The sequence below is a fragment of the Peribacillus sp. NPDC094092 genome, assembly GCF_050279365.1.
In the GTDB taxonomy this organism is placed as follows: domain Bacteria; phylum Bacillota; class Bacilli; order Bacillales; family DSM-1321; genus Peribacillus.
The window spans coordinates 588267-613701 of sequence record NZ_JBNNUC010000001.1 but is presented as its reverse complement, the minus strand read 5'-3'; the positions used below and the strand labels follow the sequence as shown (position 1 = coordinate 613701).

The window sequence follows — 25435 nt, the reverse complement described above, 5'->3', positions numbered from 1 at the left end:
GAGTGGTTTGATGAAGGAATTATTGAATGAAATTAAACCTCAAATACTAGAAATTTTCAACCATCTTCATGAGAATCCTGAAGTGAGCTGGAAAGAATATCAGACTACGTCTTATATTTCAAAAATCCTCCATCAAAATGATATTGAGGTGACCAGTTTTGTTGATATGCCTGGGGTTGTGGGGAATTGGTATCCAGAAAAAGAGCATAAAAAATTAACGGTCGGATTGCGTGCCGATATGGATGCTCTCTTTCAGGAGGTGGATGGGACAATACGTGCCAACCACTCCTGTGGGCATGATGCTCATATGACGATTGTATTGGGCGTCTTGCTGGTATTAAAAAAAATGAAGATCAATCTGCCAGGTACATTAAAATTTATCTTTCAGCCTGCCGAAGAAGTTGGTGAAGGTGCTTTAAAGATGATTGAAAAACAGGTATTGGAAGATGTTGATTTTCTATATGGTCTTCATTTGCGCCCCATTCAGGAAATGAAACTTGGACAAGCCTCATCAGGCATCATTCACGGGTCAGCCGATACAGTGTATGGTGAAATTCACGGATTTGACGGACATGGTGCCAGACCTCAATTGACTTTAAATGCCATTGAAGTGATCACGTCCATTGTTGACCAGCTTAAAGGAATACGGCTAAACCCGCAAATATCATATTCAGTCAAAATGACACAGGTTTCTGCTGGAGGGGAAAATGCGAATATTATACCTGGGTCCTCCAAGTTCAGTCTTGACTTACGCGCCCAGTCGAATGAAGCGATGGATGAATTGATTGAAAAGGTGGAGGATGTTCTGAAAAAAATGTCCGTCTTCCATCAATGCCAAATTAGCTTTCAGCATAAAGAAAGGGTATATGCCGCATCCATTGATCAAGAAGCAGAACGATTTATGGAGAAGGCGATTGAAAAAACCTTAGGGGCCAAAGGGGTAGTGAGGCCCATCATCACTCCTGGAGGTGAGGATTTTCATTTCTATACAAAAGAAAGGCCGGCAATCAAGGCAACGATGCTGGGGGTGGGCTGCGATTTAGAGCCAGGTTTACACCATCCCAATATGGCGTTCAATCATGATGCCATTTTCACGGGTATTGAAATACTAACAAGGGCAGTCATTGAAACTTTTTCTAGAGATAACAAGTAAAAAAGTCACCAATAAATTTCTAGCCCGCTAAGTTCTCCGAAAATGATTAAAGTGCGAGGAATTAGACTTATTTTTGTTATTAAAGCTTAAGATGATTCAACTTAATATAAGAAGAGCGTGTTTTGATCAAACTATTTTTCAAAACACGCTCTTTCTTTTAGTTCGTTTATCAAGGTTTTTAGTTAATTACAATGGTATTACACTTCCAGTTCGGTCAAATACTAAACGGTAAAATTTGCATCAGAATCCTTATGACAGTCGTTTTTCCATCTCTGTTATTGAACCGCGGGCAGACATTTTTAATGTTGGAACCTCCTGATCATTCAAGCCAGTAGCAATGACAATTACTATAATTTCATCTTTTAAGTTTTCATTAATAACAGAACCGAAAATCATATTTAACTCTGAGTCTGCCGCAGAAGTAACAATATTTGCTGCCTCTTGTACTTCATATAGACTTATATTGGCGCCTGTGAGTTTCATTAGCACACCTTGGGCTCCGTCGATGGAAGTGTTAAGTAACGGACTGGAAATGGCTTTCTTTGCAGCTTCCATAGCGCGATGTTTACCTGTTGCTCTGCCAATGCCTATTAAGGCAGACCCTTTATTGGACATGATTGTTTTCACGTCTGCAAAATCAATGTTGATTAAGCCTGGTACAGCAATTAAATCCGATATACCTTGGATACTTTGGCGAATAACATTATCCGCTTCAAGAAATGCTTCAAGCATGGGTGTATTTTTATGTAAAATCTCCAATAAGCGATCGTTTGGAATAACAATTAATGTGTCCGCTGCTTTCTTCATTAAGGCGATTCCGCCTGCTGCTTGTGTTGCACGCTTATTGCCCTCAAACGCAAACGGAAGTGTTACAACGCCAATGGTTAGTATGTCAAGCTCACGGGCAATTTGAGCAATGGCAGGGGCAGCACCCGTTCCTATACCGCCACCCATTCCGGCTGTAATGAGTACCATGTCTGTACCTTTTAATGCTTCTTGGATCTGCTCTTTGCTTTCTTGAACTGCTTGTTTGCCTACCTCTGGATTTGCCCCTGATCCTAAACCTTTTGTCAATGTTGCACCGATTTGTATCTTGTTCTCTGCTTTTGATAAATTAAGAGCTTGTGCATCTGTATTAACAGCTATAAATTCTACACCTTTAACTCCATGTTCGATCATACGGTTAACGGCGTTATTTCCTCCGCCGCCAATACCCATTACTTTAATGTTGACTGATGAGTTTACACTTGTATCAAACTCCATTTATAGGACCTCCTAGTCTTTGAAATTACCTTGTTTCAAATTATTCAAATAAATAGCGGAAACACTCATTCATTTTATTAGAAATGTTTTGTCTTTCTTATATTTAGATTTAGTTAAAGAAAAAGGCATTGTCGTTAGCAGCCCCGTAAAGGAGACTTCTAACGACAATGCCTTTCATTGAACCCTTCCATTCTTTGCTAAAGGTGGGTGGGTTCGATATCCTAAAAAGGTAATCTTTGTTTTAATTCTAAGGTAATTCCACTTTTAAATCAATATATATACATTATTATAAACAAATACGTATTCATGAAGATGGCTCTTATACAAAAATAATTAAAAGTGTACTTAAATGAGTTTAAAACTGATACTTATTTATCAACATATATTATTGGCAATCGGGCCCGATTGTGAACAATGAGAAGTAGCTTTTATACTAGCCGGATCCAAATAGTTCTATAAATAAGTAGATGTAAATAATTAAGAAACCCAGCTAATCTTCTCATGTGAAGGTAGCTGGGTTTTAAAGTTGTATGTGCAAAAATTGGGAAAATATATAACCAAGAACGAAAAGGAGGGGAAGCATGGAAGTGAATATGAGTGTTGAAGAAGCCGTGAATCAAATTTCTGAATTAGTAGAAAAAGAAGGGAAGCCACCACTGAAGAAAGAGGTAAAGAAGTCAAATCCTGAGTTAATCAAAAACGCATTGTGTTACTTTCCTAGTTGGGATGATGCAGTAGAACATAGCATTTGTCCTTAAACATAAACGATAAAAAAAAGTAAGTACTACTGCCAAAAGGTATCGAATTTTTGCTCTCATTATTCGCCATTTTCCTTATATACTCTTAGTTTTTTCTTGGTATGCATCAACTCCCTACACAATTTTTAGGATATTTCTCTATATAAGATGAATTATCCCAATCGCAAGTTCTGACTCGTTTAAAAAAAATTTCAATATCGAATTTGTCTTCGATGAGCCTTCTGAGTTCATCAATAAAGCTAGATAAGGTAGCTTCTAAACGCAGCGCTGAATCCATTCGTATCCGCCTTATACGCTACGCCAAGAATCGTCTTTTTGAGTGAATTTTCAAAATTTTTAAATATATCATTTCGAAAATAGTCAGAATATGCTAATATTTGTCTTGTTATATAGATATAAGGGGGAGAAAAGATTGAAGAAAAAAGCATTAAAGTACATTCTCACTAGTGGGATTTTGGCTTCCACTCTTGTAGGAACCACAGCTTTTGCTGAGCCTGTCACCACTCCAAATGGTCCTTGGTTACAGGATGGACAGAACCTTTCCTTATCAGGTCTGATGTCAAATGAGCAATTGGAAAGCAAATTAAAGCAGATCGAAAAGGCCGCGAAAGGGAAGATGGTTCTTGAGCAATTTGGAACATCCAACGATGGGTACCCACTATATGTAGCGAAATATGGTGACAATGATCCAAAGAAGAAGAGGGTCCTTGTTTATACTCAAATTCATGGAAATGAGCCACTCGGCACAGAAGCAATCGTTGAGTTAATGCAGCATCTCTCATCGGGCAGTAAAGAAGTAAATGATATTTTGGATGAGGTGAGTGTCTGGTTTGTGCCACGTTTAAATCCTGATGGAACAGCGAACCAATACGAGGGAAAACCATTTCCAACCAGGTATTCCCATCAAACATGGAATCCAAAAGAATTAGGCCTTCCGGCTGATACAAAAGCACCTTGGTATTACAATGCAGAAGGTAGCGAGAGAGCTCAAAACAATGATGGAAGCGTGGTTTACGGAATCCCTGGTTTCGACTTAAATCGTGATTTCCATCCGAATTATGATTTTGACATAAAGGAAGAGATTAAAAAGGATCCACAGAAAGTGGCAGAAGTGTTAAACAATAATGCCACAAATAATGGAGCAAACGCATCACTTGTCTTTTCACCGGAAACACGTGCGCTTACAGAATTGACCCAAGAACTAAGTCCGGATGTTGCCATTGACATTCATCACCGAGGCTTTAACCGCTTGTCAGAAGAGGACAGCCGTTCAGTTTCCATCCAGCTGCTTGCTCAATTTACAACCAAGCCTTATGTGGATCCGTTCAGCGGGAAGAACTATGTGTTAGACGAGAATGTCCTTACCTTGAGCAAAAAAGTCAATGCCGTCGCTTATGAGTCGTTGCAGCTTGGAAACTCTTCTTTCGGCGCGATTCAAAAATATCCGATCGTGAACTACCCAGGCTCTGGGCTTGGGGCCATCCAGTTAAATGGCACAGCCACGATGTTAATTGAAATAAAAGGACAAACACAAACGCTCGGTCAGAAGCAAAACGGAATGCTTAAAGAAACAGCAAAGGTTCCAGTCATAGCGGTTCTTAACGGATTAGCAGACGGTTCCCTTGAAAACGCCGATCCTGCTGTCTATGATGCGATCCCAAACACTGCCCTAGGTGTAAGCCCTGGGAATAAACATTAATTTTATCGGTTGCTGTGAAGCGATTGATTTTTAAAGGATGTAACGTAAAAGGAGAGTTATCCATAGTGATTAACTCTCCTTTTTGATGTTTATATAGATTGTAGGGCTCTAGAGATTTGGGGGATACAGGGCTCATTAAATTTTTGTTACATCTAAAATTCTATTAATTGTGGGTATTTAGCCGGTGCCTGTCACGCCCTGGATATGTATATGACGCAAAAAGTGGAGAAGATTAATGCCGATTCCATGTCCGACGAGATCACCCGCCAAAATAAGGATATTGCTTTCACTTTCATTTTAAAACTTTTCCTGCTTGTTTTTGAGGCGGCATGAAAAATACTACTTATTGGTTTTTGCATGAACCTCTTCTTCTCTAATTCAAGGTCATCTAAATCTATTATTTTCATCATATGGATTAAATGTGTTCCGCACCACTGACATCGTTTGGACCGTCATTAAAAAACATTATTTCTTTTCGTACCAAAGGTGCGTTTCATAATTACGAAAATATTCATTGTAAACCTCCATTAAAAATTATTTAACCTCATTTAGATGCGTTACGCTGAAGCGTACCATAAGTAATATAATGCTGCTTTTACGCATATAAAGAACAAAACACTATCCAGATTCTTTAATTAAAATTCAAAGCATAAACAATCAATTTCCATACAGCAAATCATTATTCCGCTTGTGCTTATATTGTGAGAATTAAGAAAAATGATAGGTAGAAGGTGACAAACATGGAAGCAATCGTCCTAGCTGCTGGATATTCCAGCCGAGCGAATGCATTTAAAATGACTTTGCCGATGGGGCAAACGAGCGTGTTGGAGAAAACGATCTCTAAATTTGATGGATTATGCAGCAGGGTCATCGTCGTAGCTGGGTTTCAAGCGGAAATCATCCAAGAGGAAATTGCCAAAATCATCAGTAAAAATGCCTATTCATTTCAGATCAAGTTTGTTTATAATGAAAACTTTAACAAGGGAATGTTTCATTCCATTCAAAAGGGCTGCAACGAAGTACATGCCCCAACCTTCTTTATAACACCCGGAGATTGTCCGCTTGTTAAAAAAGAGACTGTTCAGCTACTAGCAAAACACAAAGGAAACGTGGTTATACCCAGCTTTGACTATAAAGGCGGCCATCCCATTAAATTATCAAGCGAAGTGAAACAGAAAATTCTCAAAACCAATCCAGAAAGTAATTTGCGTGTGGTCATGGGTGATTACGAAAAGCAATACATGAATGTAGATGATGCGGGAGTATTAATGGATATTGATACACCGGAAGATTACCAAAATGCCATTGATTATAATAAAGCTTTAAATTTATCTAAGTAAAAATATAATTAAAAACTACTAAAAGCTTGAATAGAAATGAATCATAAAAGATCTTTCTCATTGATAAAATCATAGGAAGAGGTTTCTATTCGGAATATGTCCCTTTAAAAAAATGAGACGAAGGGTGTTGTTGCAATGAATCTCAAAGACATAAGCACCTCAGTGCCCAAAAAGGACCATAAAGGTAAAGTATCGGGCCAGTTGCCCTATATAAGTGACGTGAAATTGGAAAATATGGTTTATGGTGTTTTGTATCGATCGCCAATTGCTTATGGGAAAATCATATCCATTCAATTACCTATCCTTCCGCTAGGGTATGAAGCTGTTGGAGCAGAGCATATCCCCGGACCGAATTATGTCAAAATTATCAAAGAAGATCAGCCCATTTTTGCCAATGAGTGGGTCAATTATATTGGTGAGCCGATTCTCATGCTCACGGGCAAAGACCTGGATATCCTGTACAGTTTGTTAAATGAAGTGGAGATTGAATTTGAAGAACATCAGGCTGTCTATACATTGGACGAAGCGATCAAGCAAAAATCAGAATCCTTAGTTTTGGCAAGCTATGAATTTGGGGAAAGCTTACAGAACATTTCAGCTATCGAGCAGGGAGCCCATCAAATCATCGAAGAAGAATATGATACGGGTTATCAGGAGCATGTCTACCTTGAGCCGCAAGGAATGCTCGCCGTATATAAGGATGATGAAATTGTCGTCCAGGGATCGATGCAATGTCTTTATTATATAAAAAATGCATTGCTAAGCGCGTTAGCCTGTGGTGACGATGAAGTTAGAGTTGTTCAAAGTCCTACCGGCGGAGGTTTTGGCGGCAAAGAAGATTATCCTTCGATGATGGCTTGTCACGTAGCCGTTGCTGCAAGAGCAGTCAAGAAATCGGTAATGCTCGTGTTTGACCGTTCTGAGGACATGCTGGTTACGACGAAAAGACACCCGGCCAAACTAAAATATCGAACGGCCCTTGATAAGGAAGGAAATATTATGAGCATGTGTGTTGACATTTTTCTCGATGGAGGGGCAAATGTGGGATTGAGCTCTGTCGTGCTGCAGCGCGCATTACTAAACGGTGCCGGTGTTTATAAAATTCCTCATTTCCATGCAAAAGGCTATGTCTTAAAAACTAATACTGTTCCGAACGGCGCCTTCAGAGGCTTTGGTGCTCCACAAAGCTTTGCCGGAATCGAAAGTCATATTGGACATCTTAGTAAACTGGCAAAAATCGACCCGCTTGAATATAAACGAAAATACCTCGTCAAGCAAGGAGACCCCACCATCACCAAAGGTAAATTCCGCGACCCGATATTAGTGGAAGAAATGATTGAGGACATACTCAACGCGTCAGAATACAAAAAGAAAAAAGAAGACTTTCAGCGCTTAAATCAACAAAATCAGCGCTATAAAAAAGGCTTGGGAACTTCTCTGTTCCTCCACGGGTGTGGATTTACAGGCAGTGGCGAAAGAGATCATATTAAAGCAACGGTGAAACTGGTTAAATCAAAGGACGACAAGGTATCACTAAAAATCTCAAACTCTGATATGGGACAAGGTATTTTGACGACGTTGTGTAAAATTGTCGCCAAAGAACTTAACCTCCCGTTCGAAGATATTTTGTACCCTTATCCCGACACAAAAGAGGTTCCCGACTCGGGTCCGACCGTAGCTTCCAGGACGACGATGATTGTCGGAAAATTACTTGAACGGGCCGCAAAAAAACTGAAGGATCAGTGGCAAACAGGGGTGGAACAGGAAGTGGTTGAGCACTATGTTCACCGTGAAATGATTCCCTGGGACGAGAAAACCTTCACTGGAGATGCCTACCCGGCTTATTCTTGGGGCGTTAATATCGTTGAAGTAGAAGTTGATACGTTAACAGGAAATATAAAGCTAGAAAAAGTATACGGCAATTATGAAGTTGGAAAGGTCATCGATGAACGGATTATGAAAGGTCAAATTGACGGTGGTTTAGCTCAAGGGCTAGCATATGGTTATCTGGAAAAGATGACGTCAAAGCAAGGTAGAATCCAACAAAAAAGCATATCGGATTATGGACCGCCGACTTCAATGGATGTTGTTTCAATTGAAAGCAAGGTCTTTGATAACCCCTATGCTGACGGTCCATACGGGGCGAAGGGCGCAGGTGAATTGACTTTAATCGGAGGCGCTCCAGCAGTCCAAGCTGCGATCGAGGATGCCCTGCAAACTTCTTTTCAGCAAATTCCGATTACACCAGAAGTCATTATTGAAAGTTTTTGGATGAAAGAAGGTGAAGAGGGTTGATTAAATTTACACTAAATGGAAGAACGGTAGAAACTGACGCCCCTGCTACAGCAAGATTACTAGATTTATTAAGAGATGAGTTTGAGTTAATGGGAACAAAGGAAGGCTGTGGTGAAGGGGAGTGCGGGGCCTGCAGTGTTTTTGTGAATAACCTTCTGCAAAACAGCTGCCTTATTCCAATTGGCTCGATTGCTGGTGCCGATATTCAAACGATCGAAGGCATCATTGAAACGGAACAATTTAAAATTTTAGATGAGAGCTATTCCATCGCCGGGGGAGTGCAATGCGGCTATTGCATTCCGGGGATGATTATGGCAAGTGAAGCTTTGTTATCTAAAAATCCCCATCCTTCAGAGGCTGAAATTCGTGAAGGAATCTCCGGAAATCTGTGCCGATGTACGGGCTACAATATGATTGTTGAGGCAATTAACCTAGCGGCTAAAAAAGGTGATGGCTTATGGAAGAGAAAATAACGGCGTATCGCTTCGGGCGTTTAGACGAAACGTTGAGCCAATTGAATAGAGAAGATTGTACAATCATAGCCGGAGGCACCGATGTTATGGTTCTTCACAAAAGTAGAAGGGGTGTACCTCCGAAAATCCCTAAACCGATTGTTTTTATTGATCATCTTTCCGAATTAAAGCAGGTGTATCAACATCATAAGGATCTCCACATCGGGGCTTGCTGTACCTATAGTGAATTACTTGAAAATCCGTTGATTCCTTTTGCTTTAAAGAATGCAATTAAAACAATTGCTGCCCCGGCAATTAGAAACCGGGGAACATTAGGCGGTAATATTTGCAACGCCTCTCCAGCCGGTGACATGCTTCCTTTATTATATGTATACAATGCAAAGCTTCTGCTGCGCTCCGTAAATGGTGATCGCATGGTTCCGATTAGCGATTTTATTCAAGGTCCACGACGGGTTCAACGCTTTCACAATGAAATAGTAACGGAGATTATTCTGCCGTTCGTATTAGAAGATTCACATGTCGTTTTTGAGAAAGTCGGCAACCGCAACGCAGATGCCATTGCCAAAGTTTCGTTTGCAGGTTTCATCCGGATAAGCAAAGATCGAATCGATGACATTCGATTTGCCTTCGGGGCAGTCGGACCTACGATGGTTCGTTCCATTGATATTGAGAAGGAGCTGGTTGGAAAAACGATTCCATTAGCCGATGCAGACATCGCTGCGATTGTGGCAGCCTTCGATAAGATCATTAGACCAATCGACGATCAACGCTCCACTGCGGCTTACAGAAAAACCGTTGCACTACATCTTTTACGTTATTTTCTTAGCATGAAGCAATATCAACCGAATTAATGATTAAAAATAGGGGGGAGCTTTTCATGCTGCTGATGGAAAAAGTGTCCATGCTGACGCGTCAAAACGAAACCTTTGCTTTAGCCATGATTATTGAATCAAAGGGCTCTACTCCCAGGCATGTTGGAAAAATGATTGTCTACCGGGATGGTACCATAGAAGGGACTGTCGGAGGGGGCTTGGCTGAACACTATGTGATCGAAGACAGTGTAAAGGCGATCCAAAATGGCCAATCGAAAATCGTTGAATATAAATTGAATAAACAGGCAAAAGACGGAATTCAGATGAATTGTGGCGGCACGTTACGGGTCTTTATTGAAGTCTATACAAGCAGGCCAGAACTCATTCTGGCTGGGGCCGGTCATTTAGGCTATGCGTTGGCTAAGCTCGCTGATTTCCTCGAATATCCTTATTGCATTGTCGATGATCGCGTTGATTATTGTACGAAGGAACGCTTTCCTAATGCGGCAAACCTATTTGTGAACGAGGATATTGGAAAGGCTTTGCTCGCAGCCAATCTAAATGAAAAGTCATATGTGGTAATTGTAACAAAAGATTGTGATGATATTGTATTAAAAACGGCACTGCAATTTCCGATTGCATATGTTGGGATGGTCGCCAGTAAACGCAAGGTCATAAGCATATTTGAAAAGTTAAAAAGTGAAGGGGTCACGCAAGAACAGTTGGAGCAGGTCCATTCTCCAATCGGATTGGAAATTGGTTCGGAAACATCAGAAGAAATTGCCATCAGTATTATCGGGCAAATCATCAAAGTAAGCAAGGAAAAAAAGCCTGAAAAAGTGAAACAATTAAATAGATAAGTAGAAAGGTAGAACACCTGAGGCAGATTAAACAAAAATTGCATTTGATAGAAGACGGAACAAATAATCCGGGTGGTCACGGAAACCTGCTTCTAATCCAATAAGAGTTACATCTTTATTCTGTTCTTTAACGATTACGGCTTGGCCCTTGGCGGTTATGTTATTTTTCCAGTGACTAGCAACGAAGAAATTATCTGAATCTGCAAGGGTCGCGACGACTTCATCATTATACGTACCCGTGAACCATGTTGGACGATAGACAAAGCCGATATCATCCTCTCCATATCCTGCTGTTAAACCGGTTCCCTCATAATCGACTTTTACGATACCATTACTGTTTGGAACCTCCTACATTAATGATGTCGTCTGTAAGACCAATTGTCTTAGTTGCTCTAGATGCACCAGCACCTACAGCTATATATTTGCCTCCTTCATTTAAGAAGCTTGTCACATTGTCTTTAAACGCATTAAGTTGCCCGTCGTTCTGTAATCCAAATTCTTTATTAGCTTCAGATAGGTTGGTAGAAATGAGACTTTCCGTTCCACTATAGACAAAAATATCAAAACCGTAAAGGGTATTTTTAGCCACTTCGACTGGCGTAACTTCTGTCACATCAAAACCTAGTCTTTTCAAAACGAGCTTTGTTCCTGCGTGTGATTGCTGTTTAGTAGAGGTAGCCAAAGCCGGATTCATTGCTGAATCCGGCTTTGGCTAATTGAAAAATGCTAAACGCTTGCTGCTGAGTTCTTAAACAATTATCTCAGCGATTGCTATAACGGAAAGGATTAGGCTATATTTCTGATGGGGTGGCAGTACTACTGCTTTCCCTTTAACCCACTTCCGCGTACCGGATTTTTTAAATTTGCTACTATATTTGGTATTATCACAACGTGGACTGGTTTGTTTTATACAACTCGTTATCGATTTAATAATAGAAAATTTTTTGAACACATCATCAAGTTTTTAAGTGGCCCAATATAAAAAATTCATTTTTCATATTTACATTTCTATAAAAATAGATACAATAGCAACTATGAACCATTTATTAATTTTTAAAGCCCTATCTAACGAAACTCGTTGTAACATTTTACTTTGGCTAAAACATCCTGAGAAATACTTTGGTCAACAGTATCATGTTGGTAATATGAAACTTGGCGTATGTGTGAAAGATATCCAGGAAAAAGCAGGTCTAGCACAATCCGTTATTTCCAGCTATCTGCATACCTTACAAAAGGCAAAGCTGCTTCAATCAACACGCGTAGAAAAGTGGACGTATTACCGACGTAATGAAGAAACGATTCAGCAATTTGCTGAATACATTCAAAAGGAACTTTAGAGAAAGGGGGGGCTTTTTTATTTTTTGCATCTATATATCTATATTTTTAGATATATAGATCTATGCTATTTATTTCTGGAGTTCCTGATCATGTTTCACTGTGGGATTGGTTGTGAAAATTACGTAAAGGCTTGACAGTATATTAATATTCGGCCTGTGAAACTGTTAAAGGGAGATCACTAACTGAAAATAAAAAGAAAGAGATGATGATATGAAGGATTTTGATGAAAATCTTCCTGCCGAATGGCTGGAATTAGTAACATTGGCAATGAAATCGGATGTTACAAAAGAACAATTCAAAAAGTTTCTGCAAGAAAAGTCGAATAGCGATAAAAGTATCGATTGTGTGGCTAAATAATCTGCTCAGCCAAAGAAAGGTAACTTTTCTATCTGCGAAAAATGGTTGGTGGATGTGAAATGGGAAGACATCGATATGCTATTTATTCACGAGAACACCGAAGGCGAATATTCAGGAGCAGGGACAGCTGTTAAACGTGCAAGAAAACGAATTGTTTTGCAAATTAGTGTGTTTTCTATATGTATAAAATGATTATTTTGTAGAAATTATTTTGTGAGAAAAACTTTCTTCCCTTCATTGGATTAGGTTTCAAATTAACACTTTGCATATCAAAAAATACATCCCAAAGTAATAATGGGTTAACAGCTATTTCAACCTTTCTCACACCATTTAATAATTCTAATTTTAGTTTAATATTATATTCGTTATTTCTTGCTTTTGTCGGTTTTGCTGGTACTGTTTGTTGGAGCGTGTTTGGCTCCTTGTTTCAAATGTTCTTAACAAGATATAGAAGTCAGTTTAATGTGGTAATGGCGTTGTTACTTTTATACCGTGCTGTATCCTGATTATTGGAAAGCTAGGGATAAGGATACTTCATTAACTAGGATTGTGGGTGAGATTTTGATTCGAAATCGTATTCATTATAGTTGGATTATTTTAATTATTACTTTTTTCTCGATTATTGTGGCTGGAATTGTAAGGTCATCTTCAGGGGTCTTCATAGAACCTTTCGAAAATGAATTTGGCTGGGACCGTTCAATTATTTCACTAGCTTTTGCTGTGGGTTTATTCTTATATGGTATATCAGGTCCTTTTATGGCTGCACTGATTGAAGTATTTGGTTTAAAGAAGATGATGCTTTTATCTATGGTAACATTGTTGACAGGAACTTTGCTTACCCTAACTATTCAGCATTCGTGGCAACTCATAATCATCTGGGGCATTATTATAGGGATAGGTTCAGGGTTATTCCTAACCGTGCTAAGTCCCTATGTAGCGAACCGATGGTTTGAAAAAAGAAGGGGGCTTGTGTTAGGCATATTAACAGCAAGCACAGCAACTGGTCAGTTAATACTACTTCCCGTCTTAGCAAATATAATAGAAAGATATTCGTGGCGTTGGGCAATTGCTTTAATTATGATACTTAGTGTGATCATGCTAGTACTCATTTTATTTTTAATGAAAAATTCTCCAAAAGAAATTGGTATTCTTCCTTATGGTCTTGAAAAAGAAATAGAAGATAATATTAAAGAACAGAAGAAAAATCCTATTATTATTGCATTCAATGGTTTATTTGAGGCGGTAAAAGTGAAAGAATTTTGGTTGTTAGCAGGTAGTTTCTTTATCTGCGGTCTTTCAACAAGTGGATTAATTGGTACTCACTTTGTTTCTTATTGTATGAGTTATGGCGTACCTTTGGTTACAGCCGCATCGCTACTATCATTTATGGGAGTTTTTGATTTGGTAGGAACCACTCTTTCAGGTTGGTTATCAGACCGATTTGATAATAGATGGTTATTATTTTGGTATTACGGCTTAAGAGGAGTATCACTGGTTTTACTTCCAATTGCGTTATCTAAAGGCTCCTTCACTTTACTCATTATTTTTTCTGTATTTTACGGATTGGATTGGATTGCAACAGTGCCACCGACTGTTGGCATCTCAAGGCAAGTCTTCGGAATTGAAAAGAGTGGTATAGTATATGGATGGATTTCTGCTTCGCATCAGGCTGGTGCAGCAGTCGCAGCATTCGGTGGTGGATTAATTTACAAAATATTTGGTTCTTACACTTGGGCTTTTTTCTTGGCAGGAGTATTTTGTCTATTTGGAAGTTTATTTGTAATTGTAATCAAAAAGCAAACATCTCAGACAATCATGAAAGATGATTCTTTAACGAATTAACCATGCGAATAATGTTTTGTGCAACGGGTGCTTAAGCTAGGCAATCCAATCTAGAAAATTGGTTCTTTTGCGTTGAACTGCACCCAATTGATGAAGAGGGCCTAGTACAAAAAGAAATAGACAGTATGATCTAAAGGAACTTTAACTCGTTTTATTGAATCTTGTACCGCTTGAAAAAGTCCATTTTTAAAAGCCTGAACTGTATTATAATCAGGCTTTTTTTCTTTCTATAAAATAATTATCCTTGTATCTAAAGCTAAGAAGGAGTAATTTTTTTCTCAGCTGACAAATTTTTTATACAACAGTAATGTAAGTTTATTGCTGTGCTACTGTCAATAAGCCATTTCCGCTAGTTACCATCTGAACACAAACGGGATAGGCTGACAAGTCGTTTTAAACCTTCCCGCAATTGGTGTTCATTCAGATAGGAATAGCTCATTCGTATCCATGATCTTAACTCCCTGAGTGGATCACAGATGGAACCGGGGACAAAAGTAATGGATTGCTCCATGCACTTGCTAAGAAGACTTTCCATTGGGATCGACTCAGGTAGCATAATCCATAAATTAAAGCCTCCTGTCGGGCTGGACCATTTCCAGTCGGTGACAGACAACTCTTCTTCCATTATTTCCTTGCGAATTGCCAAGGCAATCCGCAGCTTTTCCAAATGTTGCTGCATCCGTTCGGAAAAGAAATAATGCAAAAAGATCTTTTGATTCAGCAATGGCGCTCCGCTGTCTGATAATGATTTCGCGCTTAAGAAAAATTTCACCAAGGATGGATGACAAGCCACACAGGCAATACTCAGACCGGGAGCTACGTATTTACTAAAGCTACGAATATAGATGACATATCCTGCCGTGTCATAGGAAAAAAGCGGAAGAGGGGGTTCTTCCCCAAAGTAAATATCACGGCAGGGGTCATCCTCTATCAATAGACACTGGTATTTCTGGGCAATATCTACCAATCTCTTCCGTTGTTCAGCCGGAACGGTGTATCCTGTTGGATTGTGAAAGGTAGGGTTAAGATAAAAAAGGCGCGGTCTATATTTTTGCATGATTATTTCTACCTGATCCAAATCATAGCCGTACTGGTGAATTTCGATTGGGATGATTTTAGCGCCTTGTCTTTTGAAAACATCAATGGCAGGGCTGTAGGTGGGCCTCTCCAGCAATACTACATCTCTCGGCTTTATCAAGACTCTGGCTATCAAATCAATGGCTTCTTGCGAACCGGATGTGATCAACAATTCATCCATAGAAAGGTAGAAATCATACTGATTTGTGAAATATCGGCACAGAGCTTCCCTCAGTTCATGATCCCCCTGAGTGGTAGAATATGTCCCTAGCACTTTTGGATACAGATCAAACACTTTCTTAACGTATTCCGAAAAATAAAGATTTGGCAAAAGATTAGGATCGAGCAGTGCTTTGGAAAATTGATAGGTAGCTTGGACCTGATGAATTTCGGAAAGATGGCTTTCGTGTACGTAGGCTGAAATAATCGGATCATGCTGTGAATCCACTGACAGAATGCTGCTGGGTTGAACATAATATCCGGATTTATCCTTTACATACACTTTTTGGTTCTGTTTCAGCAATTGATACGCTTTAAAGACAGTTAGCCGATGCACATTGAATTCCATAGCGAGCGTGCGAACAGAAGGAAGCTTCTCATGTGCCTTCCACTCTCCGCGACTGATCCTCTCCAGAAGATAGTCATAAATTTGTTCAAACAGCTTATCTGAATGAATGTTTGAGAGAATCTCTCTTTTCATACCGTCCTCACCCCTTTCCCATTATTATATACGACTTATCCTAAATCTGTTCTATTTTATGTGATCTGTTCTATTCCTTCCCACTTATGATGAAGAAAAGGAGGAATTAGAAATGGTATTATTCAATTATATCTTGATGTGCTTGATTTTCGGGACGACTTTTTTAGCTATCAAAGTAGGGATTGATTCGGGGGCATCGCCCTTTTTCTCAGCCGGAATTCGTTTTATGCTTGCAGGTATGATTCTGTTTTTATTGATGGTTTGGAAAAGAAAGGCGAGTTTATCGCTTCTGCTCTGTAAGGAGATGTTTCTTACAGGAATCGCATTAACCTTCGGGGTTTTTGCGCCATTGTATTGGGCAGAACAGTATTTGAGTTCCGGAATTGCAGCGGTCTTATCAGCAACAGCTCCACTCATGATTCTGCTGCTTCAGGCCGGCATTTCTCGCCAAAAGCTCTCTGTTACATCCTGGGCAGGTTGCCTCGTTGGATTTGCCGGTGTGATCTTACTACTTTTACCTAGTTTTACTATCACATTTAATAAGTTTTGGATGATCGGCTGCATTGCTATCTTATTAGGCCAAGTCTTTTATTCTGCCGGTGCTGTCTATTCCCGCCGTGTAATACTACGATTTCAAAATACCTCCCCCATCACTTTGAATGCAGCTCAGATGGTGTATGGTGGAGGGATGCTGCTTGTTTTATCGTTGTTCACGGAGAAAGTGCACATTGAATCGATGTTAAACCCAAAGGCTCTCACTTCGCTTCTATATTTAATTATCGTCGGTTCCATGATGGGACATACTCTATTCTATTGGCTTGTAGCCAAAACGAATCCTGTTTTTCCATCCACTTGGCTCTATATTTCTCCCCTGATTGCCCTTAGTTTGGGAGTTCTTTTATATCATGAGCCTCTTACATTACTGTCGTTGGCAGGGGGAATCACGATTATCATCGGAATCGTTCTGGTCAATGTGGATAACTTGAAACAGTTAGTGGACAAAAAGCCAAACAAACTGGGTAAAGTAAGCAATCAACGATAAGATCTTGATACATGACAATAAAGCAATTTAACTGGTTCTGGTGCAAAGATTACATCCATTGGAAAGAGGTATATAGATTCCTATGGAATCAGCTCTTATGCATCCATTATAAATAGTTGATGAATGAACTTCACTTGATTTTGGATGGACTTGTCCTGCAAAGTAAGTTATCCTTTTTTAATGATATGCATCGCTTCTATTCCCGAAAGAATAGATTTGGCTGTACAAAAAGATTTCAATCCTAACATAGAACGAACTCTCTTTTTAATAAAACGATAATCTTGTTCCACAATGTTATTAAGATATTTTATCTGCCTTATTTGGATGCCTGCGGGCATCTTTTTCTCTTTTTTCAACTCTTCAATCGCTATAGGATAGGCTGGGTTCTTGTCTAGTAATCACACGGGGCTTTGAATCATGAAAAGACCGCAAAGCTTTTTTGAAAAAGTGCTTTGCAGCCTTATGATCTCTTGTTTTAATCAATGGCACGATATAAGTACATCCATTGTCCTTTTACTTTTATATAGGTTTCATCGACTCTCCATGAGTCGTTTGTTTGAGATGACGCCGTACTCTCTACTTTGTTTCTTCATGAATATCTTCTCACCAGCCATATTCTTTAAACTTCTCTTCCTATAGATTTAATGATTGATCAATGGTACTTACACGTCCGTATCCTAATAATAGCCATTATGTATAACCTCTTTTCACTTGTCTAAAAGTTAATTAACTTCTGTAATTTAATTCTATACTAACTTCTAGACATTTCGAATGGTTATTTGGAGGGGGAATTGAAACTTTTCATTTGTTTTGTCGTTTTTTTATCAACGAAAATGACGCATAAAAGGGTATGCCGGGATTTTGTATACAAAGAAGATTTTCAAACAAAAAAATCCGATTCCCTAAATATTTGAGGAATCGGATTTTTTGATTTGTCTTATTACACAATCGTGCCCGATGGTTTTGCGATTATTGCTGGACTATGTTACGTTATGATGGCAAAAAATCAATCTTTTTGTTTAAGATGTTGTCCTCTAAGACAGATGATTTTCTCCCCAAGCACATAAAGAATCCAAAATACTTTTCAAACTCCTGCCATATTCGCTAAGCTCATATTCCACTTTTGGGGGAATTTCATTATAAATAATCCGGTTAATAATTCCATCTTGTTCTAATTCACGGATTTGTTGAGTTAACATTTTCTGTGTGATGGCAGGCATAAGTTTCTTACCATGTGTTAAGTGGCAAAGGATTGCACACTTCCATTTCCTACCTATAACCTCAAGGTGTAGCTTCAACCGAAATATTATACTTTTTAGTGGACATACTTATCATCCTACTCAATATTTATAAGCACTAAAAAGTACCTATATCACTTTTGGGTGCTTATATAACTTTAAAGTGCGTACTTACTTTTATAAAACGCACTCCTTATAATACATCTTGAGGACATTTTCTACCAAATTTTTTGCAGTTGATGCCCTAGAAAAATTTCACCATCACTAGAAAGGAGGAAGGACCATGAAAAATAAAAAAGTACATGGGCACCTGGTCTTCAAGTATATGTCGTAATATTAGCGGAACGCTTTGTTCCAGAAGCAGTTGATGTAGCATCCGCAATCAATATCGCAGTTTTCAACGCCGGAATTACACTAGGTTCATACCTTGGAGGTGTGATCACTGATTCCATTGGACTTATCCATACTGCTTGGATAGGCGCAGTTATGGTTCTTTGAGCTGTAATCCTTACAAGTTGGAGTATGGCTTTAGAGAGAATAGATCAAAAAAGTGAAAAGGTTGCATGAATGTATCCATGGGGGTGAAATATATGAGTAAATCAAATATGGATGATATAAGAAAAAGAATTTTAATTGAGGAGGAAACACTTCAATTTTCCTCTTTTACGAATGAAGATGCCTTTCAATTGGGTTTATTAATCGTTGAAACAGCAAAACAAGAGGGGAAATCGATTGCTGTTGATATAACAAAAAATGGTGTGCAATTATTTCATTTCAAGATGACAGGGACGACCGAGGAAAATGCCAAATGGATTGAGCGGAAAAAACGGGTCGTTTCGTTGCATAATCATAGCTCTTATTATATGCAGATACAAAGTGAGTTAAGTGGAATTCCACATCATGAAGAATACCGTTTAGATGCCTCGGAATACGCTGCATTTGGTGGAGCATTTCCCATCCAAATAAAAAAAGTAGGCGCTATTGGGATGATAACAGTATCAGGATTAACCCCTGAAGAAGATCATGAATTGGTTATTAGAGCAGTTAAAAATTATTTAAATAATCAGTTTTAGAGGAGGATACTATGCCATTAATTGAGCTAAATACTTGGCCAACCATGTCAACAGAAGAAAAAAAGGAATTCATTTATACTATAACCGAACTTACAACAAAATTATTAAAGATTGTCCCTGACAAAATTCAAGTATTGATAAAGGAACTTGAGAAAGAAAACTGGGGTAAAGCTGGGGCAGTAGCAATCGATACTACCTTTGCTGAGAAGAGTAGGATGGTCGATTGGGATACAAAAGAGTCTTATCATTCGCCGGATAGTAACATAGATGGAATGGCTATCATCAAGATTGATATTTGGAATACATTTGATCAAGATATAAAGGATAAGTGGGTAAACCAGCTTACACAAATAACATCTAAATATACTCATGCACCTTTGGATAAAGTACTTATCGTCATTCGTGAAATGATTCCAGGAAACTGGGGCCAAAGTGGTGTAACGGGAGCAGATAAAGACTTTCTTTCTAAGAGTAGAACATTTTAACACTGAATCTTATCAATTCAAATCAAATAATAATGGAGATTCACTGTAAGAATTTTGCATAACGGCGTAAAAATGCCTTGGTGTGGTATCGCGGGGTATTTAAAGTAGAAGAAGGGCCTGTGTTAGTTAACTCTGTAAAAGCAGCTATTAAGTATGGTTATCGTAGTGTTGATACGGCAGCCATCTATGTAAATGAAGAAGGAGTCGGACAAGGTATTCGTGAAGGGATTCAAGAAGCAGGTATTTCAAGAGAAGAGTTGTTTGCGACTTCTAAAGTTTGGAATAACGATTTAGGGTACGAATCTACGATGGCAGCATATACCTCATTCACTGGCCTGTAGAAGGCAAATACAAAGATGCTTGGAGAGCATTAGAGACCCTTTATAAAGATTGGCTCCTCTTATTTTCTTTAAAAATAAGAGGAGAAATCCACACTATTAACAATATAACAGTAATTATTCATTCCTACATAAGTCAATGATTTGAAACACGAATCTGGGAGGGATTTACATGCACCTGCATTTAAAAGGGAAAACGGCACTGGTTACTGGGTCTACGGCAGGAATTGGGAAGGCAATTGCTACGTCGTTAGTGGCGGAAGGTGCCACTGTACTTATAAATGGACGTAATGAAGAAAATGTTAATCAAACTATAAAAGAAATTCGAGCACATTATCCTGATGCCACCCTTCAATCTGTAGTATCTGATCTAGGAACAGAACAAGGGTGTCAAAAGGTTATTGAGAAGTACTCTGAAGTAGACATTCTTATTAACAACCTAGGAATTTTTGAACCTAAAGATTATTTTGATATCCCTGATGAAGATTGGTTTAAGATGTTTGAAGTCAACATTATGAGTGGTGTTCGACTTACTCGCTGGTATCTAAAACAAATGATTCAAAGAAAAGAAGGTAGAGTTATCTTTATTGCTAGCGAAGCAGCCATTATGCCATCTCAAGAAATGGCTCATTATAGTGCCACTAAGACTATGCAGCTCTCACTTTCTCGTAGTTTAGCTGAGTTGACTAAAGGAACAAATGTAACTGTCAATACTATTATGCCTGGTTCCACTCTAACAGAAGGAGTGGAAACTATGTTAAATAGTCTTTATCCTAATGACAGATTGACAATAGAAGAAGCTGAGAAGCAATTTATGAAAGAGAATCGGCCAACCTCGATTATTCAAAGATTTATTCGACCAGAAGAAATTGCGCATCTTGCCACATTCTTAAGTAGTCCTCTTTCCTCAGCCATTAATGGTTCCGCGTTGAGAATAGATGGGGGATTAGTACGTAGTGTATTTTAATAAACAACAAAAGAAACTAACATTGTACTCTGTCAAAGAGAAAGATGATAAGCCGAATGATTTGCATTTTACTCATTATACAAGCCGAGCAATTGGCGGAGCTAACCATCATAGAAATGAATAAACGAACCATAGGATTATGCAAAATTAAAATGCATTTTTGATTTTGATAATCAACTTAAGGGGTTGAAAAAATAAATGCATTAATTGAAAAAAAGCATCGAGTCGATTCAGACCCTGATAAGTTTATTTTTATTGGTTTAGTGCTTTTCGAAATTCATAATAAATAAGGAACGGGGGAGAATTATGAGCGAAATTATAATCAATGCAGTTTTAAAAGCTAAACCGGGAAAAGGAGAACTGTTTCGAACAGAGTTATTAAATATTATTGAAGCATCTCGAGCCGAGGATGGCTGCCTTCAATATACTCTTCATGAATCCGTTGAAAATAATGATACATTTATTTTCTACGAAAGATGGAAAGATGAAAAGGCACTTGCTTCACATATTGAAACGGATCATTATAAGCATTATCGCCAGCAAACAGAACAGCTGCTTGAAAAACGAGATGTTTATCGTTTAAAAATAATAACCCCTTAATGCCCACACCTTTGCACCGTTCATTTTCTGAACGGTGCTTCCTTTATTGTTTGAAGATTCTTTTTCATATTCCTATAACATCGCTTATGGGCTGAATTCTTTGAATGGATGGAATCAGTAAAACATAAACAATACTTGATTACTGAAGATTTAGAGAGAGGGGAATAAAGGCCATTTCCAATTGTTGTGCCTCTTGGTGTTACGGGTCGGTAAAACCTTGAATTAAAATAGATAATAATTAAAACCAGTGATCTTTTGAATATTAATTTTCAATTATTAAAAAGAATTTTAGCTGCTCATACTTTTCTTTGAGTTGTTTTTGTTCCTATGAATTTTTTCAACGATGTTACTCTCTGTTCCCCTGAAGAAACCGGAATTCCCCTAATAAATAACCATCTGGGAGTTTGTATAGACGCCTGGTTAAAATACTTGCAAGATATGAAATCTCCAAAGTCTTAACGATTTATTTAATCTATTTTTAATCTTTGAATCATCTTCGAAAATCGAACTTTTTAAGAGTGAGCCATGCAAGATTCAGCAAAAACTCCTATAACACTGACGAATTCCTCCCATTGTGAATATTCTCCAAACATATCTAGTTGATTCCATAAATGAATAGCATAGACTTTTTTAAAAAAATTTTCTTCAAATACGTTTCTGTAATGGATAGCTGCTCATGACCCAGACTCTTCATAACCTGATAAACATCAACTCCAGGCAAGTGATAAAAAACGTGCCTAAAGGTACGGGGACAAACGAAAGAACTTTGGTAGAACATAAGATGGTGTACTTTATGAAACGAATAAAGTGTAGACAAGAAAAGAAAATTAGTTGAAATAAAAATGAACAGGATCGTTCAAATAAACGATCCGGCAGAAGAAGTTTAATTGTTTCATTAAACTTTTAAAGTGGTAAATATATATTATGAAACTAGCAGGGAGGTATTAAAATGAGGGTACTAGTAATAGGAACAGAGGATATGACCGGAGAGCATGTTGTAAAACTGCTGGCAGACAGGCACCATAATCCGGTGGCACTGGTGGGAACTGAAAATAGAGTAGAGGAAATGGTTAAACTTGGAGCATCAGATGTGGTTTCTTTGGAAGGAGAGGATTTTTCCAGTGCTTTTTCGAACTGTGAAGCAGTAATCTACTTGGGTAGCGCCAGCCCTCGGACTGGGGAGGGCAAACCAATACTGGTTGACCATCAGTCAGTAATTGACTCAGTTGAGGCTGCTAAGAAACATGGAGTGAAGCGATTTGTTCTAATGAGCGCAATGAGAGCTAATGAAATGGGGAGTCGAGATGCTTGTTCATTCCGTGTTAAATCAGAAGAGCTATTAAGACAGGAAAAGTTTACATATACGGTTATACGGACAAGCATGCCTGTGGCTAAGCCGGGAATAGGTAAGGTAGAAGCCGGACTATCAATTGTGCATGACAAAGACGAGATCCCAAAAGAGGATATTGCTTCGGTATTGGTCGAAGCGCTGGATACTAAAGAAGTATTTAATAAAACGTTCAATGTAACTTCTGGAGAAATTCTGATTCAAGAAGCACTCCTGAGATTATAGATAGCACGGGTAACTTGCACACAAAATAAGAATTAAAGGGTGATAAAATGTCCAAGTTTAAAAAATACCTTCCTGCAGTTTTAAAAGGTTCTGCCGTTTTAGGGACAGCTGCCGCCGCAGCGTACTTTTACCGTAAGGATGATACACAAAAACAACACTCAATCCTGAGGAATTTCCCCCTAATCGGTAGAATTAGATACATGACAGAGCAAATAGGACCAGAACTTAGGCAGTATTTATTTGAAAATAATAATGAAGGCACCCCTTTCTCAAGAAAGGAATTCGAGGATGTTGTAAAAGCTGGTAAATATAAGGAGCGTCTAATCGGATTTGGATCGGAACGTGACTTCAATGAAGCTGGATACTATATTCGAAATAGCATGTTCCCAAATCTCCGGGAAGAATTGAGAATAGATAATAGCCAAAAAATCAATACAAAGGTATATGAAGTAGAGGAAGAAGGTCTATTGACCCGAAAGGAGAATCGGGAAGACAGACAAATAGAGCCGTACTTTTTACGAGACGAGGATGCCGTCATAATAGGAGGGGATACATGCCGGAATCCCTTTAAATTAAAGGGGCTCGTAGGACAATCGGCAATGAGCTACGGTGCACTCGGGGAGAATGCCATCACTGCACTGTCGAGAGGATTAGGGATTGCAGGAGGAACCTGGATGAATACTGGTGAAGGCGGTCTTTCCAAATACCATCTCTCCGGAAATCCCGACATCATAATGCAGATAGGTCCAGGACTGTTTGGAGCACGGACACCAGGTGGGGAATTCTCCTGGGAAGCATTCAAGAAGAAAAGTGAAATTGAGCAAGTAAAGGCATTTGAAATTAAGCTGGCACAAGGTGCTAAAATCAGAGGTGGTCATATTGAAGGACAAAAGGTGACAGAAGAAATTGCCCAAATCCGCCTGGTAGAACCTGGCCAAACGATCAACAGTCCGAACCGGTTCTATGAATTCAAGAATTTTAATGAATTGTTCGAATTTGTGGAAAGAATGAGGGATGTAGGCGGAAAGCCTATCGGTATCAAAATAGTTGTTGGGGATCTTGATGCACTTGAGGAAATGACGAAAACCATGAAAGATACAGGTAAAGGGCCGGATTTTATCGCAGTGGATGGCGGAGAAGGCGGAACTGGGGCAACCTATCAGGAGCTTGCAGATGCAGTCGGACTTCCAATTATGTCAGCTTTGCCACTTGTAGATGAGATGTTAAAAAAATATGGTGTACGTAACAGGGTCAAGCTGATTGCATCCGGCAAGCTGACTTCTCCAGATAAAGTGGCGGTCGCTTTAGCGATGGGGGCAGATTTAGTCAATATAGCCCGCGGTTTTATGATTAGCGTTGGCTGCATCATGGCTGAAATCTGCCATACAAACCATTGCCCTGCGGGGGTAGCCACAACTGATTCAAAGTTGCAGGAAGGGCTGGTTATTGAGGAAAAACAATATCGGGTCGCCAATTACGTGATTTCCCTCCGTGAAGGGCTGTTTAATCTTGCAGCTGCCGCAGGTATTGATACTCCGACCAAATTTGAACGAAAACACATCGTTCACAAGGATGAATGGGGAAGAGTTTCCCCTGTCCGGGACATCACTCTCACTCCCGAAAAAGTGGAGAAGTTAAGAGATAAGGAAAAAGTGGAGGAAAGATAGAATGCGGTTTAGAGGCCATTTGTAAGAAACATTGAACATAGCACAAACCCTAACTCAAATGGACATGGGGTTTTGTGCTATATTTTGTTGGATAATTTTTATTTTATATACTTAAACATCTTAAAAGAGGAGGTGCTTGTCAAGATTATGGTCCTGGTGTAACTAAAGATTGGGAGTGAGGGGTTATAATGGAGGAATACCGGGTATTGATGGCTCACACAATGGGTATTCTTCAAGCATCAATATGAACCGGAAATAGATGAAAGGGTATGGATTCAGGACTAAAAGTAACAGTTCTTTCGAAACTTATGGAACCACCTTTAGCGCCCTTCGGATTTAGATTTTGCGAAACCCTTTTATAACTAGACCACTCGGTATATTTCTTATCCTTCTTTTTCACATGAGTAGTTTCAATTACTCGTTGACTATTAGCTGCACTAGTTACACAATAATCATCCTCTATAAAAAAGGTGGAAAATAAATCC

23 protein-coding genes and 4 pseudogenes are annotated in these 25435 nt (G+C 38.9%); 21 read left to right on the top strand and 6 right to left on the bottom strand.

The window, feature by feature from the left end:
* Positions 1–10 precede the first annotated feature (10 nt).
* A complete protein-coding gene (locus ACQKNS_RS02910; protein ID WP_427641106.1) occupies positions 11–1153 on the top strand; it encodes a M20 peptidase aminoacylase family protein in 1143 nt (380 codons plus the stop codon).
* Positions 1154–1402: 249 nt separating this feature from the next.
* Here the strand turns inward: ACQKNS_RS02910 and ftsZ are convergent, their stop codons facing one another.
* Complete coding sequence (ftsZ, locus tag ACQKNS_RS02905; RefSeq protein ID WP_427641105.1) at positions 1403–2416, bottom strand: cell division protein FtsZ; 1014 nt, start codon at positions 2414–2416, stop codon at positions 1403–1405.
* A gap of 581 nt (positions 2417–2997) precedes the next feature.
* On the opposite strand from ftsZ, the gene ACQKNS_RS02900 reads away from it, so the two are divergent.
* Entirely contained in the window at positions 2998–3174 is a 177-nt protein-coding gene (locus tag ACQKNS_RS02900; protein WP_427641104.1) for a hypothetical protein, read from the top strand.
* Between the two features lie 106 nt (positions 3175–3280).
* On the opposite strand, the gene ACQKNS_RS02895 is transcribed toward ACQKNS_RS02900, so the two are convergent.
* Positions 3281–3451: a hypothetical protein gene (locus ACQKNS_RS02895; RefSeq protein ID WP_427641103.1), complete on the bottom strand. Its 171-nt coding sequence runs from the start codon at positions 3449–3451 to the stop codon at positions 3281–3283.
* Positions 3452–3586: 135 nt separating this feature from the next.
* Here ACQKNS_RS02895 and ACQKNS_RS02890 point away from each other — a divergent pair, with 135 nt between their 5' ends.
* The 7 genes from ACQKNS_RS02890 to ACQKNS_RS02860 all read left to right on the top strand — a co-directional run bounded on the left by ACQKNS_RS02890 (position 3587) and on the right by ACQKNS_RS02860 (position 10653).
* On the top strand, positions 3587–4873 hold the full coding sequence (locus ACQKNS_RS02890) for a M14 family zinc carboxypeptidase (RefSeq protein WP_427641102.1): 1287 nt from the start codon (positions 3587–3589) through the stop codon (positions 4871–4873).
* Positions 4874–5083: 210 nt separating this feature from the next.
* Positions 5084–5206: a hypothetical protein gene (locus tag ACQKNS_RS02885; RefSeq protein ID WP_427641101.1), complete on the top strand. Its 123-nt coding sequence runs from the start codon at positions 5084–5086 to the stop codon at positions 5204–5206.
* A 407-nt stretch (positions 5207–5613) separates the two neighbouring features.
* Positions 5614–6213, top strand: coding sequence for a nucleotidyltransferase family protein (locus tag ACQKNS_RS02880; protein WP_427641100.1), 600 nt, complete (start codon positions 5614–5616; stop codon positions 6211–6213).
* Between the two features lie 135 nt (positions 6214–6348).
* Entirely contained in the window at positions 6349–8508 is a 2160-nt protein-coding gene (locus ACQKNS_RS02875) for a xanthine dehydrogenase family protein molybdopterin-binding subunit (RefSeq protein WP_427641099.1), read from the top strand.
* Entirely contained in the window at positions 8505–8981 is a 477-nt protein-coding gene (locus ACQKNS_RS02870) for a (2Fe-2S)-binding protein (RefSeq protein ID WP_427641098.1), read from the top strand. Before ACQKNS_RS02875 ends, ACQKNS_RS02870 begins: the two co-directional genes overlap by 4 nt.
* The gene (locus ACQKNS_RS02865) at positions 8966–9832 is read left to right on the top strand and encodes an FAD binding domain-containing protein (RefSeq protein ID WP_427641097.1); all 867 of its coding nucleotides are present in this window, start codon (positions 8966–8968) and stop codon (positions 9830–9832) included. The genes ACQKNS_RS02870 and ACQKNS_RS02865 overlap by 16 nt, the downstream gene beginning before the upstream one ends.
* Positions 9833–9858: 26 nt before the next feature.
* Positions 9859–10653, top strand: coding sequence for an XdhC family protein (locus ACQKNS_RS02860; RefSeq protein ID WP_427641096.1), 795 nt, complete (start codon positions 9859–9861; stop codon positions 10651–10653).
* Between the two features lie 331 nt (positions 10654–10984).
* Here the strand turns inward: ACQKNS_RS02860 and ACQKNS_RS02855 are convergent, their stop codons facing one another.
* On the bottom strand, positions 10985–11347 hold the full coding sequence (locus ACQKNS_RS02855) for a hypothetical protein (RefSeq protein WP_427641095.1): 363 nt from the start codon (positions 11345–11347) through the stop codon (positions 10985–10987).
* Between the two features lie 340 nt (positions 11348–11687).
* Here ACQKNS_RS02855 and ACQKNS_RS02850 point away from each other — a divergent pair, with 340 nt between their 5' ends.
* The 3 genes from ACQKNS_RS02850 to ACQKNS_RS02840 all read left to right on the top strand — a co-directional run bounded on the left by ACQKNS_RS02850 (position 11688) and on the right by ACQKNS_RS02840 (position 14190).
* Entirely contained in the window at positions 11688–11990 is a 303-nt protein-coding gene (locus ACQKNS_RS02850; RefSeq protein WP_427641094.1) for an ArsR/SmtB family transcription factor, read from the top strand.
* A 211-nt stretch (positions 11991–12201) separates the two neighbouring features.
* Positions 12202–12348 carry a DNA-binding anti-repressor SinI gene (sinI, locus tag ACQKNS_RS02845; RefSeq protein WP_427641093.1) on the top strand — a complete coding sequence of 49 codons (147 nt, stop codon included), beginning with the start codon at positions 12202–12204 and terminating at the stop codon, positions 12346–12348.
* A gap of 561 nt (positions 12349–12909) precedes the next feature.
* Complete coding sequence (locus tag ACQKNS_RS02840; protein WP_427641092.1) at positions 12910–14190, top strand: MFS transporter; 1281 nt, start codon at positions 12910–12912, stop codon at positions 14188–14190.
* 349 nt (positions 14191–14539) lie between these two features.
* Here the strand turns inward: ACQKNS_RS02840 and ACQKNS_RS02835 are convergent, their stop codons facing one another.
* The gene (locus ACQKNS_RS02835) at positions 14540–15967 is read right to left on the bottom strand and encodes a PLP-dependent aminotransferase family protein (protein ID WP_427641091.1); all 1428 of its coding nucleotides are present in this window, start codon (positions 15965–15967) and stop codon (positions 14540–14542) included.
* 112 nt (positions 15968–16079) lie between these two features.
* Between ACQKNS_RS02835 and ACQKNS_RS02830 the strand changes: the two genes are divergently transcribed.
* Complete coding sequence (locus ACQKNS_RS02830; RefSeq protein WP_427641090.1) at positions 16080–17009, top strand: DMT family transporter; 930 nt, start codon at positions 16080–16082, stop codon at positions 17007–17009.
* A gap of 95 nt (positions 17010–17104) precedes the next feature.
* On the opposite strand, the pseudogene ACQKNS_RS02825 reads toward ACQKNS_RS02830, so the two are convergent.
* Both ACQKNS_RS02825 and ACQKNS_RS02820 read right to left on the bottom strand, forming a co-directional pair.
* A pseudogene (locus tag ACQKNS_RS02825) lies at positions 17105–17568 on the bottom strand (IS6 family transposase); the annotation flags it as partial.
* A gap of 475 nt (positions 17569–18043) precedes the next feature.
* A pseudogene (locus tag ACQKNS_RS02820) lies at positions 18044–18335 on the bottom strand (winged helix-turn-helix transcriptional regulator).
* 221 nt (positions 18336–18556) lie between these two features.
* On the opposite strand from ACQKNS_RS02820, the pseudogene ACQKNS_RS02815 reads away from it, so the two are divergent.
* The 8 genes and pseudogenes from ACQKNS_RS02815 to ACQKNS_RS02780 all read left to right on the top strand — a co-directional run.
* A pseudogene (locus ACQKNS_RS02815) lies at positions 18557–18745 on the top strand (MFS transporter); the annotation flags it as partial.
* A 92-nt stretch (positions 18746–18837) separates the two neighbouring features.
* Entirely contained in the window at positions 18838–19320 is a 483-nt protein-coding gene (locus tag ACQKNS_RS02810) for a heme-degrading domain-containing protein (RefSeq protein ID WP_427641089.1), read from the top strand.
* Positions 19321–19331: 11 nt separating this feature from the next.
* A complete protein-coding gene (locus ACQKNS_RS02805) occupies positions 19332–19805 on the top strand; it encodes a tautomerase family protein (RefSeq protein ID WP_427641088.1) in 474 nt (157 codons plus the stop codon).
* Between the two features lie 72 nt (positions 19806–19877).
* A pseudogene (locus tag ACQKNS_RS02800) lies at positions 19878–20196 on the top strand (aldo/keto reductase); the annotation flags it as partial.
* A 119-nt stretch (positions 20197–20315) separates the two neighbouring features.
* A complete protein-coding gene (locus ACQKNS_RS02795) occupies positions 20316–21110 on the top strand; it encodes an SDR family NAD(P)-dependent oxidoreductase (RefSeq protein WP_427641087.1) in 795 nt (264 codons plus the stop codon).
* Between the two features lie 306 nt (positions 21111–21416).
* Positions 21417–21710 (top strand): putative quinol monooxygenase, encoded by a 294-nt coding sequence (locus ACQKNS_RS02790; protein ID WP_427641086.1) that lies wholly within the window; start codon positions 21417–21419, stop codon positions 21708–21710.
* 949 nt (positions 21711–22659) lie between these two features.
* Positions 22660–23283: an NAD(P)H-binding protein gene (locus ACQKNS_RS02785; RefSeq protein WP_427641085.1), complete on the top strand. Its 624-nt coding sequence runs from the start codon at positions 22660–22662 to the stop codon at positions 23281–23283.
* A gap of 47 nt (positions 23284–23330) precedes the next feature.
* On the top strand, positions 23331–24950 hold the full coding sequence (locus tag ACQKNS_RS02780; protein WP_427641084.1) for an FMN-binding glutamate synthase family protein: 1620 nt from the start codon (positions 23331–23333) through the stop codon (positions 24948–24950).
* Positions 24951–25435: the final 485 nt, after the last annotated feature.

Excerpts from the sequence above, each read along its gene's own strand:
- ACQKNS_RS02860 (WP_427641096.1), top strand. The coding sequence starts at position 9,859 with ATGCTGCTGATGGAAAAAGTGTCCATGCTGACGCGTCAAAACGAAACC.
- ACQKNS_RS02895 (WP_427641103.1), bottom strand. The coding sequence starts at position 3,451 with ATGGATTCAGCGCTGCGTTTAGAAGCTACCTTATCTAGCTTTATTGAT.
- ftsZ (WP_427641105.1), bottom strand. The coding sequence starts at position 2,416 with ATGGAGTTTGATACAAGTGTAAACTCATCAGTCAACATTAAAGTAATG.
- ACQKNS_RS02880 (WP_427641100.1), top strand. The coding sequence starts at position 5,614 with ATGGAAGCAATCGTCCTAGCTGCTGGATATTCCAGCCGAGCGAATGCA.
- ACQKNS_RS02865 (WP_427641097.1), top strand. The coding sequence starts at position 8,966 with ATGGAAGAGAAAATAACGGCGTATCGCTTCGGGCGTTTAGACGAAACG.
- ACQKNS_RS02900 (WP_427641104.1), top strand. The coding sequence starts at position 2,998 with ATGGAAGTGAATATGAGTGTTGAAGAAGCCGTGAATCAAATTTCTGAA.
- ACQKNS_RS02810 (WP_427641089.1), top strand. The coding sequence starts at position 18,838 with ATGAGTAAATCAAATATGGATGATATAAGAAAAAGAATTTTAATTGAG.
- ACQKNS_RS02795 (WP_427641087.1), top strand. The coding sequence starts at position 20,316 with ATGCACCTGCATTTAAAAGGGAAAACGGCACTGGTTACTGGGTCTACG.
- ACQKNS_RS02830 (WP_427641090.1), top strand. The coding sequence starts at position 16,080 with ATGGTATTATTCAATTATATCTTGATGTGCTTGATTTTCGGGACGACT.
- ACQKNS_RS02910 (WP_427641106.1), top strand. The coding sequence starts at position 11 with ATGAAGGAATTATTGAATGAAATTAAACCTCAAATACTAGAAATTTTC.
- ACQKNS_RS02805 (WP_427641088.1), top strand. The coding sequence starts at position 19,332 with ATGCCATTAATTGAGCTAAATACTTGGCCAACCATGTCAACAGAAGAA.
- ACQKNS_RS02785 (WP_427641085.1), top strand. The coding sequence starts at position 22,660 with ATGAGGGTACTAGTAATAGGAACAGAGGATATGACCGGAGAGCATGTT.
- ACQKNS_RS02850 (WP_427641094.1), top strand. The coding sequence starts at position 11,688 with ATGAACCATTTATTAATTTTTAAAGCCCTATCTAACGAAACTCGTTGT.
- ACQKNS_RS02875 (WP_427641099.1), top strand. The coding sequence starts at position 6,349 with ATGAATCTCAAAGACATAAGCACCTCAGTGCCCAAAAAGGACCATAAA.
- ACQKNS_RS02780 (WP_427641084.1), top strand. The coding sequence starts at position 23,331 with ATGTCCAAGTTTAAAAAATACCTTCCTGCAGTTTTAAAAGGTTCTGCC.
- ACQKNS_RS02790 (WP_427641086.1), top strand. The coding sequence starts at position 21,417 with ATGAGCGAAATTATAATCAATGCAGTTTTAAAAGCTAAACCGGGAAAA.
- sinI (WP_427641093.1), top strand. The coding sequence starts at position 12,202 with ATGAAGGATTTTGATGAAAATCTTCCTGCCGAATGGCTGGAATTAGTA.
- ACQKNS_RS02855 (WP_427641095.1), bottom strand. The coding sequence starts at position 11,347 with ATGAATCCGGCTTTGGCTACCTCTACTAAACAGCAATCACACGCAGGA.
- ACQKNS_RS02885 (WP_427641101.1), top strand. The coding sequence starts at position 5,084 with ATGACGCAAAAAGTGGAGAAGATTAATGCCGATTCCATGTCCGACGAG.
- ACQKNS_RS02835 (WP_427641091.1), bottom strand. The coding sequence starts at position 15,967 with ATGAAAAGAGAGATTCTCTCAAACATTCATTCAGATAAGCTGTTTGAA.